This window comes from Phenylobacterium soli (assembly GCF_003254475.1).
Classification (GTDB): domain Bacteria; phylum Pseudomonadota; class Alphaproteobacteria; order Caulobacterales; family Caulobacteraceae; genus Phenylobacterium; species Phenylobacterium soli.
Genome location: NZ_QFYQ01000001.1, coordinates 3502755 through 3517688, shown reverse-complemented (window position 1 = coordinate 3517688; position 14934 = coordinate 3502755). Strand labels below are relative to the sequence as shown.

At 70.3% G+C, this 14934-nt stretch carries 14 protein-coding genes; 3 read left to right on the top strand and 11 right to left on the bottom strand.

What is annotated here, in order from left to right; all coding sequences use genetic code 11:
- On the top strand, nucleotides 1-2446 hold a 2446-nt coding region (locus tag DJ017_RS17310), incomplete at its 5' end, for a calcium-binding protein (RefSeq protein ID WP_133255480.1).
- 14 nt (nucleotides 2447-2460) lie between these two features.
- Here the strand turns inward: DJ017_RS17310 and DJ017_RS20875 are convergent.
- From DJ017_RS20875 to DJ017_RS17290, 4 genes are all read right to left on the bottom strand, one after another.
- The gene (locus DJ017_RS20875; RefSeq protein ID WP_227000186.1) at nucleotides 2461-3123 is read right to left on the bottom strand and encodes an excalibur calcium-binding domain-containing protein; all 663 of its coding nucleotides are present in this window, start codon (nucleotides 3121-3123) and stop codon (nucleotides 2461-2463) included.
- Between the two features lie 180 nt (nucleotides 3124-3303).
- Complete coding sequence (locus tag DJ017_RS17300; protein WP_111529892.1) at nucleotides 3304-5772, bottom strand: hypothetical protein; 2469 nt, start codon at nucleotides 5770-5772, stop codon at nucleotides 3304-3306.
- Nucleotides 5773-6087: 315 nt separating this feature from the next.
- Nucleotides 6088-6375, bottom strand: coding sequence for a hypothetical protein (locus DJ017_RS17295; RefSeq protein ID WP_111529891.1), 288 nt, complete (start codon nucleotides 6373-6375; stop codon nucleotides 6088-6090).
- A gap of 13 nt (nucleotides 6376-6388) precedes the next feature.
- Nucleotides 6389-7492, bottom strand: coding sequence for a class I SAM-dependent methyltransferase (locus tag DJ017_RS17290; RefSeq protein WP_111529890.1), 1104 nt, complete (start codon nucleotides 7490-7492; stop codon nucleotides 6389-6391).
- 221 nt (nucleotides 7493-7713) lie between these two features.
- Between DJ017_RS17290 and DJ017_RS17285 the strand changes: the two genes are divergently transcribed.
- Nucleotides 7714-8151, top strand: a complete 438-nt coding sequence (locus DJ017_RS17285; RefSeq protein WP_111529889.1) for a UrcA family protein — start codon at nucleotides 7714-7716, stop codon at nucleotides 8149-8151.
- Between the two features lie 68 nt (nucleotides 8152-8219).
- Nucleotides 8220-8558, top strand: a complete 339-nt coding sequence (locus DJ017_RS17280) for a UrcA family protein (protein WP_111529888.1) — start codon at nucleotides 8220-8222, stop codon at nucleotides 8556-8558.
- A gap of 91 nt (nucleotides 8559-8649) precedes the next feature.
- Here the strand turns inward: DJ017_RS17280 and DJ017_RS17275 are convergent, their stop codons facing one another.
- The 7 genes from DJ017_RS17275 to DJ017_RS17245 all read right to left on the bottom strand — a co-directional run bounded on the left by DJ017_RS17275 (nucleotide 8650) and on the right by DJ017_RS17245 (nucleotide 14934).
- A complete protein-coding gene (locus DJ017_RS17275; protein WP_111529887.1) occupies nucleotides 8650-8958 on the bottom strand; it encodes a hypothetical protein in 309 nt (102 codons plus the stop codon).
- Nucleotides 8959-9191: 233 nt separating this feature from the next.
- Nucleotides 9192-9689: an A24 family peptidase gene (locus tag DJ017_RS17270; protein WP_111529886.1), complete on the bottom strand. Its 498-nt coding sequence runs from the start codon at nucleotides 9687-9689 to the stop codon at nucleotides 9192-9194.
- Nucleotides 9676-10584 carry a tetratricopeptide repeat protein gene (locus DJ017_RS17265; protein WP_133255479.1) on the bottom strand — a complete coding sequence of 303 codons (909 nt, stop codon included), beginning with the start codon at nucleotides 10582-10584 and terminating at the stop codon, nucleotides 9676-9678. Before DJ017_RS17265 ends, DJ017_RS17270 begins: the two co-directional genes overlap by 14 nt.
- A 3-nt stretch (nucleotides 10585-10587) precedes the next feature.
- Nucleotides 10588-11640, bottom strand: coding sequence for a tetratricopeptide repeat protein (locus DJ017_RS17260; protein ID WP_111529884.1), 1053 nt, complete (start codon nucleotides 11638-11640; stop codon nucleotides 10588-10590).
- Nucleotides 11637-12581 (bottom strand): type II secretion system F family protein, encoded by a 945-nt coding sequence (locus DJ017_RS17255; protein WP_111529883.1) that lies wholly within the window; start codon nucleotides 12579-12581, stop codon nucleotides 11637-11639. Before DJ017_RS17255 ends, DJ017_RS17260 begins: the two co-directional genes overlap by 4 nt.
- Before the next feature lie 9 nt (nucleotides 12582-12590).
- Nucleotides 12591-13586 (bottom strand): type II secretion system F family protein, encoded by a 996-nt coding sequence (locus tag DJ017_RS17250; RefSeq protein WP_111529882.1) that lies wholly within the window; start codon nucleotides 13584-13586, stop codon nucleotides 12591-12593.
- 4 nt (nucleotides 13587-13590) lie between these two features.
- Nucleotides 13591-14934 (bottom strand): CpaF family protein, encoded by a 1344-nt coding sequence (locus DJ017_RS17245; RefSeq protein WP_111529881.1) that lies wholly within the window; start codon nucleotides 14932-14934, stop codon nucleotides 13591-13593.

Sequence of the window (14934 nt, the reverse complement as noted above, 5' to 3'; positions counted from 1 at the left end):
CCACGTCGACACCCATGGCATCGGCGTCTCCGGCGCGATCACCGTCTTCAACGACGAAGGCGCGGGGAACGACACCCTCGACGGCGGCGCCGGCAATGACCTGATCAAGGGCGAGGCCGGCGACGACAAGCTGATCAGCGGCAGCGGCAACGACACCCTGGACGGCGGCACCGGCGCCGACACGATCACGGCGCAGGCCGGGGTTGGCGAAGTCGACCGGGTGACGCTCGGCGGGGGCGTCGACAAGCTGGTGCTCGACTCCGCCTTCGGCGGCTCGCTCACCGTCACGGACTTCCAGGCCGGGGCCAGTGGCGACGTGCTGGACCTCTCAGGCTATCTCACCGCCAAGCTCAGCGGCTGGAACGGCTCGGACAACCCGTTCACCGGCGGGTTCCTGCGCCTCCTGCAGGACGGCGCCTCGACCCTGGTGCAGATCGACGCCAACGGCGGCGGCGACAGCTTCGCCACCGTGGCCACCCTGCAGAACACCTCGAGCCTGCTGCTGACCAGCGCCAACCTCGGCTACACCCCGGCGCCGATGGTGATCGGCGGTCCCAACCCGAACACCTTCACCTACGAGCCGGGCAGCGCAGTCTCCACCGTGCTGGGCGGGTCGGCCTCCGACGTGCTCAACATCACCGCGCCGGCGCCGGCCGTCGGCCATTCGGCCACCATCGCGCCCAGCCCCGACGGCTCGGCCCTGCTGTTCGACCTGGACGGCGACGGGACGACCGATCTGACCGTGAGCAACGTCGAGGACATCGTCCTCAACGGCCAGCGGGTGGTGATCAGCGGCGACCTCTCCGGCACCGGCCTGGCGCCGCACACCATCCACTACACCGGGACCAGCGCCGGGGACGTGCTCGACGCCAGCGGCCTGACCTCGCTGGAGAGCGTGCGCGCCCAGGGCCTGGGCGGCAACGACACCCTGACCAGCGCCGGCAGCGACGACACCGTCGACGGCGGCGATGGCGACGACCTGCTGTCGAGCCTAGCCGGACCCGACCTGCTGATCGGCGGGGCCGGCAACGACACCCTGAGCGGCGGGACCGGCAATGATGTCGCCGAGTTCTCTGGCCTGCATTCCGACTACACGATCACCGACCTCGGCGGCGGCGACCTGCAGGTCTCCGGCCCCGATGGCACGGACAAGCTGAGCGGCATCGAGCAGCTGCAGTTCGACGACGGCCTCTTCGGCCAGAACCATGCGCCGGACGGAACCGATCGGACGCTGTCCATCTACATCTCGTCCGCCCGGACCCTTTCGGCCTCCGACTTCGGCTTCACCGATCCCGACGGCGACAGCCTGGGGGCGGTCAAGATCGCCACCCTGCCGGGCAGCGGCTCGCTGACCAACAGCGGCGTGGCGGTCACCGCCGGCCAGGTGGTCACCGCCGCCGATATCGCGGCCGGCCACCTCGTCTACACCCCCGCGGCCCTGGGCCAGGCGACCTTCACCTTCCAGGTGCAGGACGCGGGCCTGGTCGGCTGGGGGACGAACCTCGACGCGACGCCGAACACGCTCACCCTGAGCGTCTCCAACGCGCCGCCGCCCTCGCCGCCGCCGCCGCCCACCGTGATCACCAGCGGGACGTCGGGCACCGGCGGCAACGACACGGCCAATCTCGGCGACGCCGGCAACCACTTCGCCGCCGGCGACGGCTTCGACTCGGTCACCAGCGGCTCGGGTGACGACTACCTGCAGGGCAACGCCGGCGACGACACCATCTTCGGCGGCGCCGGCAATGACGTGATCCTCGGCGGTCGCGACAACGACAGGCTGTCCGGCGACGACGGAAACGACTGGGTCTCCGGCGATCTCGGCGACGACACCCTGGCCGGCGGGATCGGCAACGACACCCTGATGGGCGGGGCCGGCAACGACAGCCTCGACGGCGGCACGGGCGACAGCTACCTGCGCGGCGGCGAGGGCGACGACCAGATCCTCGGCGGCTCGGCCTTCGACAACATCAACGGCAACCAGGGCGCCGACACGGTGGCCGCCGGCGGTGGCAACGACTGGGTGAGCGGCGGCCAGAACGAGGACAAGATCGACGGCCAGGACGGCGACGACCTCGTCTTCGGCAACATGGGGGCGGACACCTGCGACGGCGGGGCCGGCGACGACGTGGTGCGCGGCGGACAGGACAACGACCTGGTGCGCGGTGGCGACGGCAAGGACTGGCTTTCGGGCGACCGCGGCGACGACACCCTCGTCGGCGGGGCCGGCGCGGACACCTTCTTCACCTTCGATGGAGCGGGGGTCGATCGCGTGACCGACTTCAACGCGGCCGAGGGCGACCGCGTGCAGGTCGATCCGGGGAGCCACTACACGGTCAGCCAGGTCGGCTCCGACACGGTCATCGACCTGGGCGGCGGCACGCAGATGATCCTCGTCGGCGTCCAGTCGGCGACCCTTCCGGCTGGCTGGATCGTCGGGGCGTAGCCGGCGTCGACGCCTCAGCGCCGGCGGTAGGGCTCGCAGGCGACGCCATCGTGGTCGCCGTCCAGGTGCGGCGAATAGCCGGGCTGGCCACGGTAGAGCGGCGCGGCGCCTGCCGCCCGCGCCTGGGCGCAACTGCGGAAGGCGCGCGGGGCCGACCCGCCTGCCGTCGCGCCGGAGAGGGTTCGGGCGCTTGCCTGGTAGGCGCCCGCTACCGCGTCCGACAAGGACCGGGAAGCTGACGACCGGCGTGGCGCGGCCAGTCCGCGGCCGCCGCTGGGCGCACCGGCGGTCCTCAGCAGACGGCCGATCGGCGTTCCGCCGATGCGGCAGGCGGCGACGACGCGGTCGTAGGACTGGCTCCCCGCCCGGCAGTCCGCGACCTGTCCCAAGGCCACCCGCGACAGGGCGGAACGGCCGGACGGACCGGCCGCCTCGGAGAGCTCCGGGGCGTAGAAGTCCGCCAGGCGGACCTCCACCCACTCGCTCGGCGCGCCGAGCGCGACGCAGAGGCTGTCGCCGTCGATGACCTGGACCACGCGGCCGGAGAAGTGCGCCCCGTTCGCCAGATAGGCGGGCAGCGGCCCGTGGTCGGGAATGGCCTTGCAGGGATCGGCCAGGGCGAGCCCGGGCGCGAGGAAGAGAAGGCAGGCCGCGGCGGCGGACAGGGTCGAGCGCATGGGCGTGGAGCCTCCATGCCGGTTGGCGAGGGGTGCTGGGAAAACCTCGGCGCGCCTGAAACGGGCGAGCGGCCGAAACAAAAAGGCCGACCTCCTCGCCGGCTCGCGCGTGGGGAGGTCGGCTTCTCGGCGACGTCGAGCGCGGCTGGCCTCAGCCGTCCCGCGCCCGACCCGCGCCCGTCAGACGGCCAGTCCGTTGAACAGGCCGTCGTGGTTGCCGTCGATGTAGACCTTGAACGTCGAGGTCGCCGGATCCAGGTCGCCGTCCTTGATCTGGGCGGTGAAGTCGAGCTCCTGGTCGGGCGTCACCTGGGCCTGCTCGAGACCGAAGCCGCCGATGTCGAACTTGCCCGCGAGATCGTGGACCAACACCTGGTTGTGGGTCCCGTTGGTGTCCCAGGCCACCTTGTAGCCGGCCTGCAGGCCCGAGACCGTGGCGATGCCGTTGACGATGCTGACCTCGATGTTCGGGTCGTTCGGCGCGGCCGTTCCGCTCGTTCCCTGCTCCTCGAGCAAGGTTCCGGTGCTCGAGTAGACGCGCACATCGGTGATATCGACGTGCGTCCCGTTGCCCAGGTTGCTCGTGAAGTTGCGGGCCTGATAGGCCGTGGACCAGTCGAAGGCGCTGATCTCGGCGGTGCCGCCGGTATTGCCCTGCACCTGGGAGACCACGAAGAAGGCGCCGTTCTCCTCCTTCAGCGAGCCGTAGAGGATGTTGTCGGCGTCGTCGGCCTCGTTCTGGGTCAGGCCGCCGCTGACGCCCGAAAGATATCGCGCGTCGATGTTCTGCACGTAGGTGAAGTAGGCGCCGTCGCCGACGTCGAACATCTGGTTGTCGACGCCGATGGTGGTCGGGCCGCCGCCCTTGGATGTGTTGATCGTGTCGCTGGTGTTGGAATAGGTGCCGTCGGCGTTCAGCACGGGCAGTTCGCCGATGACGATGATGCCCGGCGCCGTCGAGCTGGCGGCCACGGTCCCGAACAGGTTCTGGCCGGACGGCAGGCTGTCGAAGCCGAACGTCAGCGGCGGGGCCGCTGGCGCGTTGTTGACGGTGAAGGTGTAGGCGCCGGCGCCGGTCTGATCGAGCGAGAGGGTGTAGTAGAGCGTGTCGACGCCGGGGTCGTAGGTCCCGGCCGTGCCGCCCGTCTCGTCGTGGAAATAGTACACCGTGGTCCCGGTGTTCTGGCCCACGAGGCTGACCCCGTTCACCGTCAGGGAGGTGGTGAACGAGGTGATGCGGTAGACCGCGCTCCCGTCCGTGTTGGCGTCGCCATTCAAGGTCACCGCGGGGTTGGTCGTCGCGCCCGCCGCATAGTCGACAAGGCTGTTGGCGATCGGGCCGATCGTCGGGCCGTCGTCGTCCACCAGGACCTTGCCGGTGAGGGCCTTGGTGCTGACGTCCGCCTCGTTCACACCGAAGCGCCCGACGTCGAACTTGCCCTCGAGGTCATGGATCAGGGTCTGGTTGTGATTGCCGTCGGTGTCCCACTCGACCCGATAGCCGGCCTGCAGGCCCGAGACGGTGGCGACCCCGCCACTGTAGGTCACCGCGATGCCCGCCGTGTCGGTCGAGGGCGCGCCGCCGCCGGCGGCCTGTTCCTCAAGAAGCACGCCGGTGCTCGACAGGACGCGCACGTCGGTGATGTTCACCGCCGTCCCGTCGCCGAGGTGGCTGACGAAGTTGCGGCCCGTGTAGGCGGTCGACCATTCGAAGGTGCTGATCTGGGCCGTGCCGCCGGTGTTGCCCTGCACCTGCGAGACCTGGAAGAAGCCGCCGGTCGAGTCCACCAGACCGCCCGTGTACTGGATGTTGTCGGCGTCGTCGGCTTCGTTCTGGGTCAGGCCGCCGCTGGCGCCGGACAGGTAGTTGTTCACGATGTCGCTGACGTAGGTGAAGTAGGCGCCGTCGCCCGGGTCGAACATCTGGTTGTCAATCCCGATGGTCGTCGGCCCGCCGCCCTTCGAGGTGTTGATGGTGTCGCTGACGTTGGAATAGGTGCCGTCGGCGTTGAGGACGGGCAGTTCGCCGATCACGATGATGCCGGCGCTGTTGGAATCCTTGGCGACCGTGCCGAACAGATTCTGCCCCGAGGGCAGGGTGTTGAAGTCGAAGCTCAGCGCCCCCGTCGCCGTCACCGCCACGTACTTGAGGAGGTCGACCTGGTCGTCGGGGTTGGTGGCGTCGGGATGCTTCAGCGGCTCGAACGTCACCGACCAGAGCTGCAGGCCCGTCGTGCCGTCGGAATTGGCGGAGCTCTGCATATAGACCGCGAAGACGATCTCGTCCGACGCCGTCTTGCCGAGCACGATCTGATTGTTGGAATCGGACCACAGGTAGACCGCCTCGTTCTCCGTGGTGGTGATCCCGCTGGCCTCACCGTCGAGCGCCCCGCCCGTCAGGTCGCTGAAACCGATAGTGTCGAGCGGCCCGGTGTTGGCGATGTTGATCATGTTGACGGCGCTCTGACCCACCCCGATGTCCGTCGGGTACGTCATGCTGACGCCGAGGTCGGTGAGCCGCGTCGAGAAGGCGCTCGGCAGGCTGCTGACGGCGACGTCGTTGCCGGTGTCGGTGAGCGTCGAAGGAGTCTGCAGCCCCGAGCTTTCGTCGAGCGCGAAGGAACTGTTCAGCGTGATGGTGATCGTCATGTTTCCTCTCCACCGCCGCAGGGGCGGAAAACGCCGGGTGGCTCCCCGGCACTGACGGGAGGTCAGACGTCGTCGAGAGAGGTCAATATTGGCGCGTCATGTCGCGGCGCGCGGCAGGTGTTGTCGTCATATATGATTAGTAACTTCTGTATTCCAATCCGGCGAACAACAAACTTAGCCTTATTGATCGTCTCCAAGATGGCGTCATAGACCTAAGTCTTTCGACCATGGTCCGATATTCTACTCGCTCAGGAGTCCGTCAACTCGCCATCATTGGGGAGCGGAAATGTCGAAAGACAGAGTGAAAACCGCCCCTTAGCGCGCGGGCGAGCCGGGCCAGCGCCAGCGCGCCCGCCACCGCTCGCGGGCGTGATGGGCGTGCGCCGCCGCCGCCGCCTTGGGCCGGCGGTCGGCGACCTCGGTGAACAGCAGGGTCTCTCCCTCGAGCACCTCGAAGGCGGCGAATTCGGGGTGGGCGACGAGTTCGCGCCTGGCGAGCTCGCACGCGCGATCCGGCTGGTCCGTCAGATAGAAGGCGATCGTCGGCGGCTCGTGCCGACGGGCCGTGAAGCGGCAGGTGAAGGTCCGCAGAGGGGCGCCCATGCTCGGTCCGTCTTCAGGGGCGCACCTCGAGCACGAGGTTGAACGGTGTCTCCGCGGCCCGGCGGAAGCGGGTGAAGCCCGCCGTCGAGGTGACGCTCTTCAGCCGCGCCTCGCCGGCCTGCGCCCCCAAGGCGAGCCCGACCTCCTGGCTGAGCGAGGCCGGCGTGCAGATCATCGTCGAGGCCGAATAGAACAGCCGCCCGATGGGATTGAGGTTGTCCTGCAGGCGGTCGTTGGCGAAGGGCTCGACCAGCATCCACACCCCGTCGGGCGCCAGGCTCTGGCGGATGTGCCGCGCCGCGCCCACCGGATCGCCCATGTCGTGCAGGGCGTCGAAGATGGTCACCAGGTCGTAGTTGTCGCCCGGGAACGTCTTGGCCGAGGCGACCTCGAAGGTCACGCGGTCGTCGACGCCGGCTTCGGCGGCCGCCTCGCGCGCCCGGGTGACGGACGCGGCGTGATAGTCGAAGCCGGTGAAGCGCGAGTTCGGGTAGGCCTTGGCCATGAGGATGGTCGAGGCGCCGTGGCCGCAGCCCACATCGGCGACCTTTGCCCCTTTGACGAGGCGGGCTTCGACGCCGTCAAGCGACGGGATCCACTCGGTGACCAGGTGGGCGTTGTAGCCCGGTCGGAAGAACCGCTCGGTGCCGCGGAAGAGGCACTCGTGGTGCTCGTGCCAGCCGACGCCGTCACCGGTGCGGAAGGCCTTGCTGATGCGCGGCTCGTCGCGGAACATCGCCGCGACCACGTCGAAGCCGCCGGCCATGAAGGTGGGGCTCTCCTCGTTGGCGAACACCATCGCCTGCTCGGGATCGAGGTGGAAGCGGTCGGTGTCTGGGTCGTAGTTGACGTAGCCGGCGCACGCCTGGGCGCTCAGCCATTCGCGCACGTAGCGCTCGGCCGCGCCCGCCTCGCGGGCCAACTCCCCGGCCGTCGAGGGGCCCAGCGCGGCGAGGGTCTTGTAGAGATCGAGGTGGTCGCCCAGGAGCACCAGCGCGGCCGAGACGGCCGCGCCCATGTCCCCGACCATCTTCGACATGAAGGCTTCGAGCTTCTGGGGATCGGGGGGCGTCTGGCGGGCGTCGCGGAGCGGCGGGTGCAGGGTTTCGGAGGCCATCGGTTCAGTCCCTTGGTTGGCCCACGTCAGCCCCGCGGGCCGTGAACGTCCGCAGGCGCGGACGGCGCGCGCAGACCGGGAAAGCCAGATACGAAATCCAAGTAACTCAGGCTGTTGCGACCATAGGCCGGTCCCGCGCGCGTCACATCCGCGAGATTGATGAGGCGCGCGCGAGGGTGTGGCGGCCGCCTCGCCGGACAAAAGTTCCGGCCTCCCCAAAGATGGCGAGGATGAGGTTAAGGACAGCGGTGCGCACCGGGCGCAGCCTTTCCTCAGGTCGCTCGCCGAGCGGCCCGCCAATCGAAGGGACTGGGACTATGCAACGCAAGCTTCTCGCGCTCGTGTCGGCATCCGCGTGCCTTGCCGCGGGCCTGCTGCCTACCGCCGCTGCCGCCCAGGATGTGGGGACGATGAAGGTCGTCGTCGGCGGGCTCGATCTGCGCTCCGACGCCGGCGCCAAGCTCGCGCTGGATCGCATCCGCATCGCCGCCGACCGCTTCTGCGACGACGGCTCGCGCGAGCTCAGCCGGCGCGCCGAGATCGCCAAGTGCCGGGCGGCGATGACCTATCGTGGCGTCACCAAGCTCGACGCTCCGCTGGTCACCGCGCGATACGAAGGCACCGGCGCGAGCCCCGCCATCCAGCTGGCGCGCCGCTGACACCATCCAGAGAATGACCTGGGCGGCGGCCGCACCGCCGTCCGGTCCATCTTCCTGAGGATCTGGCCATGAAGCTTGTCCTCTCGATCTCGCTCGCCGGGGCTATGCTCCTCGCGGGCTTTCCCGCACGGGCCGAACAGCACCTGATGCGGGTCGATCTCCGAACCCTGAGGCTCGACACCCTCGCAGGCGCGGCGCTCGCGGCGCAGCGGATCAGCGATGCGGCGACGGTGTTCTGCCGCACGCCGGCTCCCGCGACCGGCTCTGGAAGCCGCGCGGCCCACACCAGCGTGGCCCTCGACGTGACCACGCTCAAGTGTCGGCGCGACATGACGCGGCGCGCGCTCAGCCAGCTCGGCGACCACCAGGTCAGCGCCGCCTTCCTTACCTCTTCAGAATCCTGGTGACCTCAGGGCGTCCTGGTGACGTCCGGGCCGGGTGACCGGCGGGCCTGCCGCGCTGAGCGGAGATGGCGACCGCCGGCGCCTGGCCGCGTCGTCACGCGCCCCGCTCGCCGGTGTCCTGATCCCCCGACGCCGAGCCGGACCGGCGGCCGCCGGGCTTGCGGGGCAGGCCGGCCTGCAGCACGTCGAGAGCTTCGCTGACCAGCTTCAGCGCTTCCATCGTGAGCTCGGGATCCGCCAGGGCAGCGCGGATGCGGGCCATGGCCTCGGCCTCCGTCGGATCGCGCGGGTCGAGGCGCGTCACGGCCGTTTCCCCGGAGGCGGTGGATCGCGGCGCGAAGCTGCGGGTTTCGCCCGCCAGGCGCTCGGCAGGCTGACGGCGGTCGCTGCGCCCTTTCGACATCCGGATAACCTCCGTCGTGAACCTGCGGGCCGCCCTTTTATCACGGAGCGACCGGCAGATAATCCCTTGTGCCGAGAAAATATCCGACCCTGCACGTCATCATTGTGGCGGGCGGTGGCGGCAGAGCGCCGGCCCAACCGCCACGGCCGAGACGGGAGACGGGGCTGGACGTTTGGAGCTTTGGACACTGAACGGTCCTCCTAGGCATTCACTCCAACCCCAAGAGCCGCGCTTCACACGTGCGGCGAAATCCCCAGCAAGCCTCCCCACAACATGACGCAGGCGCCCGCCGCGATGGCGACACCGTAGGGAATCCCCCGTCCAAGATCGCCGGCGCCGCGCATCTGCAGCACGGTCAGCGTCCGCGTCGGCCGCGATGCGAGCGTCGCCACCGCGAGGACGCCGCCCGCCATCGCCGTGGCGAAGGCGAGGCCGGGGAGGCCGGTCATCCCGGCGAACAGCGCCAGCGCCGCGAACAGCTTGGCGTCGCCAGCCCCCATCAGGGCGAATTGCACCAGCAGGAAACCTGCGACCAGGGCGATGGCGCCGGCCGCCAACGACGAGCCGAGCGCGGCCCGCCCCACGGCGGCCCACGCCACGAACAGCAACAGCACCGCCAACACCGCGCGATTGGGGATCCGGCGGTCGCGGATGTCGGTGATCGCCGCCCAGGCGAGCACAGCCGTCAGCAGGCTGCCGATCAGAACCGCGGGTGGATCAATGGGCGTCATGCGTTGCGACCTTCACGCGGCTCTGCAGCTCGCGCACGAGCGTCAGGTTCTCCGACGCGCGCGGATAGAATTCGCCCTTCGTGGCCATGGCCTGCTGCAGCAGGGCCTCGGCCTTGCCGAAGTCGCCGCGCGCGCCTGCGGCCAGACCGGCGTTGTTCAGCAGGGCGGCCCGATCGGCGGCGCCCACGCCGTCGGTGGCCCGGTCGTAGTCCCCGCGCAGGGCCAGCGTCAGGCGCAGGTTGGCCCGCGCCTCGGCGAGGTCGGGCTTGCGTTGCAGGGCCGCCACGAAGTCGGACGCGGCCGCGTCCAGACGCCCCTGCAGGAGATAGGAATAGCCCCGGTTGTTGTAGGGCGCGGCCGCGCCGGGCGCCGCCTCGATGGCGTGCTGGTAGGCGGCCTCGGCGTCGGCCCAGGCGCTGGAGCGATCGTACATGGCCCCGAGGGCGCTCCACGCGCGCCAGGCGCTCGGCTGCTCGGCCACGACCTTCTTCAGGAGCGGCAGGGCCTCGTCGACGCGGCCCATGTGCGCCAGGGCCAGCGCCTGGCCCTGGCGAGCCTTGGCGCCGAGGTCCGCCTCGCCGGCGGCCGACCGGAAGGCGTCGATGGCGGCGGCGTATTCGCCGCGAGCCAGACCCAGCTCCCCGACCATCAGCTTCAGCCGCGGCGTCGCCCCGCCGGCGAGCGCCTGCTGGTCGATCAACTGCCCGGCGTCCACGAGACGCCCCTCCTCGAGGGCGCGCTCGATCGGCTCCAGGTCCTGCTCCGGCGCCGGCGCCGCGGCGGGCGCACTGCGCTTCCAGAACGAGGCGGCGTGCGCCGGGGTCATCGGCGCGCAGGTCGCAGCGAAGATCACGAGGGCCGCGAGCCCGTGCAAGGGAAGGGGGGACGTCGCCATGGGTCAGCCTCGCCGCAGGGTGGAAGGAGGAGCGCTCGTCGATGTCCGCCAGAGGCGGGCGTCGGCGCCGAGCACGATCAGAAGCGTGTCGCAGCGGCCCAGGCAGGCGCTCAGCGTCACCGGCCCCGGAAGACTGCGAGCCAGGGCGCGGGCCAGGCGCGCGCGGGCTTCCGGATAGCGGATGACCGTGCGCGCGACGGCGGGGCCGACGCGGGTGACCACCGGCCCGGCGCTCCATTTCAGCGCACTCAGGTGGCGGCGAACGCGCTGAGCCGGAGCGCCGAGCCCGGCCGCGTCGATCAGCCCGACGCCGGAGGCGATGCGGACCGGGGGAGGCGCGGCCGAGGGGGGCTGCGGCGGCTGACGCGGCGCTGCATTCGCCGCCGGCTCGGGGGCGGGGGGAGCGGGGGGCGGCGCGACCAGGGTTCCGACGCGGATCAACGACGCCGGCAGCTCGGAGCGATCGGCGCGCAGCGGCCTCGGCGTGGACCCGGGGTCCGGCGCGGGAAGCGCCGCGACCTGGGCCGTCATCGGCGACCACGCCGCCGACGTGGCGACCGCGACCGGGGACGGGACGGCGACCGGGGCCGACGCCGCGGGCGACGGTTGCGGCCCCGGCGCTGCGGTCTTCGAGGCCGTCCCGGCCACCTGGAGCGGCGCGCTCCAATGGCCCTGGAGCTCCTGCGAATAGGCGAGGTTGGCCCGCACCAGGGGCGAGGCGGGCTCCAGGGCGAGGGCCTGCTCATAGTAGCGGGCGCTCAGGTCGAAGCGTCCGAGCTTGTCGTAGACGACGGCGAAGGCGTTCAGCACCCGCACGTCGCGGCGTTCCCGGCCGGCCAGCTGCAGCAGGTCGAGGGCGCGGCCATAGTCGCGCCTGTCGATCGCGGCCACGGCGTCAGCATAGTAGCCGTCGGTCTCCGTGGCCGAGGACGCGCCGACCTGCACCGGCTTCATGGACGCCCACTTGGCGTGGGGTGCGGTGGCGCAGCCGGCGGCGGCGACGCTCGCAACGGCGAGGCCCAGTCCGGCCCGCATGGCGATCTCGACGCTGCTCATGGGTGGATCCCCTTCAGGGCCGGAGCCACGCGGCGGATCATGTCGATCGCGGAGGGCAGCAGCAGGGCTTCGACGATGACGGGCAGGAAGCAGATGACCAGCGGAATGCTGATCAGCACCGGCACGCGCATCGCCTTCTCCTCGGCGCGCATGGCGCGGGCGCCGCGCATCTCGTTGGCGTAGGTCTTCAGCCCCTGGGCGACGCTGGCCCCGAGGGTCTGGCTCTGCACCAGCAGGGAGACGAAGCCGCGGATCGCCGGGATATCCAGGCGCTCGGACATCGCCCGCAGGGTGTCGGCGCGGCTGCGGCCGGCGGCGAGCTCCTCGGACACGCGCGCGAACTCCTTGGCGATCTCCGGATGGGAGCGCCGCATCTCGCGGTTGATGCGCAGGATTGCCGCCTCGAGGCTCAGGCCGGCGTCCATGCAGATGACCATCAGGTCCAGCGCGTCGGGGAACTGCTGCTCCAGCGTCGAGCGCCGGCTGCTGATCCGTTGGCGAACGAAGGTCCGCGGCAGCAGGAGGCCGATCATGCAGAGGGCCAGGGGGAGGGTGAAGGCGGGAAGGCCGCTGGCCGGCCGCCCGATCAATTGCCGCGTGAGGATCAGCAGCAGCGGCAGGGCGAGCGCCAGCCCGTAACGGGCGACCACGTACCAGACCGGGGCGGACGGGTGGTCGAAGCCGGCCTTGCTGAGCTCGGCGGCCAGGCGCTCGCGCTCCTCGGGCTTGTTGATCGAGGTCGCCGATTGGACCCAGCGCAGGAAGCTGCCGGAAACGCCGCTGTGGCGAAGGAGCGAGGTGGCGGCGCGCGGCGCATCGGCCGCTCCCAGCCGCTGGCGAAGGACCGTCTGGCGGCGCAGCTCGCGCAAGGTCGCGTAGGACAGGAAGGTGACGGCGCTGAAGATCGCGAGTTCGAGGAGTATGTCGTACCAGGTCTCCATCACGCGCCCCTAGTATTTGAAGTTGATGATCCGCCGGATCACGAGCCATCCGACGAAATAGAGAGCGGCGGTGAAGCCCACCGCGGGCCAGAAGATCGGGTCGCTGAACTTCTCGGTGTAGACGTGCGGGTGGATCGCCAGCTGGGCGCCGATCACCAGCGCCGGAAGCACCGTCAGGAACAGGGCCGAGGCGCGGCCTTCGCTGGACAGCGCGCGCACCTTCTGGGTGAGGCTGGTGCGGCTGCGGATCACGCCCGCCAGGCCTTCCAGGATCTCGGCCAGGTTGCCGCCGGTCTCGGTCTGCACGGCGATGCTCACGGCCAGGAAGTAGATGTCGGGCGAGCCGGAACGCTCGGCGAAGTTGGCCAGCGCTTCCTGAAGGTCCGAGCCGTAGGTGGTCTCGTCCACCACGATGCCGAACTCCGAGCCGAGCGGGTCGCCCATCTCTTCGGCCGCCAGCTGGATGGCCGAGATGACCGGGTGGCCGGCGCGTAGCGCGCGGGTCATCACGTCCAGGGCGATCGGCAGCTGCACCTCGATCTTCTTCAGCCGGATGCGCTGCAGCCGACGCAGCCAGAGCCAGCCCGCCAGCCCCGTGATCGCCACGCAGGCCAGCAGCGAGATCACGGCGTTGACCGCCACGCCGAGACCGCCGGTGTTGATCCAGAACGAGAGGCTGAGCAGCCACAGCCCGGCGATGGCCGCCAGCGCGCCCGCCACCAGCTGGCTGGTCGGCGTGGTCACGCCCGCGCGCCGCAGGGTGCGGCTGAAGTCCAGCTCGAGCACGCGGAGCAGGGCAGGGGCCCAGCCGGAGCCGGCGCCCGGGCGAGTGAAGCGCTGGTAGATCTCCCGACGCGAGAAGCCGGCGCCCAGCATGGTCAGTCGCCGATTGAGCCGGGCGGCCTGGTCCCGCCGCACGAACAGCAGGCCGGCGCTGGTCTGGACGAGGAGGACGACGCTCAGGAACGCGAACAGCAGCGCCGCGGGCAGGAGGAACTGGGTCATCGCATCACCCGAAGGCCTGGTTGGCGAACAGGGAGGCGGGCAGGTCGATGCCGCGCGCGGCCAGGACCGGCGCGAACCGGGGCCGCAGCCCTGTCGCCTGGTAGACGCCGCGCACCTGGCCGCCCTCGGTGCGGCCGAGGCGTTTGAACTGGTAGATCTCCTGCATGGTGATGATGTCGCCTTCCATGCCGACGATCTCGGAGATCGAGACCACACGGCGGGCGCCGTCTTCCATCCGCTCGGCCTGGATGACGATGTGGATGGCCGAGGCGATCTGCTGGCGAACGGCGCGGGGCGAGAGCTCGAGCCCGGCCATGCCGATCATCTGTTCGAGACGCGAGATGGCGTCGCGGGGGGTGTTGGCGTGGACGGTCGTCATCGAGCCTTCGTGACCGGAGTTCATCGCCTGCAGCATGTCGAAGGCCTCGCCGCCACGGACCTCGCCGACGACGATGCGGTCGGGCCGCATCCGCAGGGCGTTGCGCACCAGCTCGCGCTGCGGGATCTCGCCCTTGCCCTCGATGTTCGGCGGCCGGGTCTCCAGCCGCCCCACGTGGCTCTGCTGAAGCTGCAGCTCCGCGGAGTCTTCGATCGTGATGATCCGCTCTTCGTCGGGGATGTAGGCCGAGAGGGCGTTGAGCAGCGTCGTCTTGCCCGCGCCGGTACCGCCGGAGATCACCACGTTGCGCCGGCCGGCGACCACCGCCGCCAGCAGCTTGGCCATGTCCTCGTCGAGGGAGCCGAGCTCCACCAGTCGGCCCATGTGGATGGGCATGGCGGCGAACTTGCGGATCGAGACCAGCGGGCCGTCCACCGCCAGCGGCGGGATGATGGCGTTGACGCGCGAGCCGTCGGCTAGGCGCGCGTCGACCATGGGCTGGGATTCGTCGATCCGCCGCCCGACGGCCGAGACGATCTTGTTGATGATGCGCACCAGGTGGCGCGTGTCCTGGAAGGCGGTGTCAGTGAGCTGCAGTCGGCCGTTGCGCTCGACGTACACGGTGGTGTGGGTGTTGATCAGGATGTCGTTGACCGTGTCGTCCTTGAGGAGGGGCTCCAGCGGCCCGAGTCCCAGGAGTTCATCGAGCACATCCTCGACGAGCTGATCGGTCTGGGCCGGCGACAACAGCCGCTTCTCCTCGTCGAGGAGGGACGCGACGGCCCCGCGGATCTCGGCGCGGAGCGTCTCGCGCGGGGTCTTGTCGAGCGCCGAGAGGTTGAGGATCTCCACGAGCCGCTGGTGGATCTTGACCTTCAGGGCGATGAAATCCTCCGCCTGCCCGGTCGAGATCACGGTCCCGAAGCGGGGCTCGGCGGTTCCTGTCTGTTCAGTCGATTTCCACAGCAT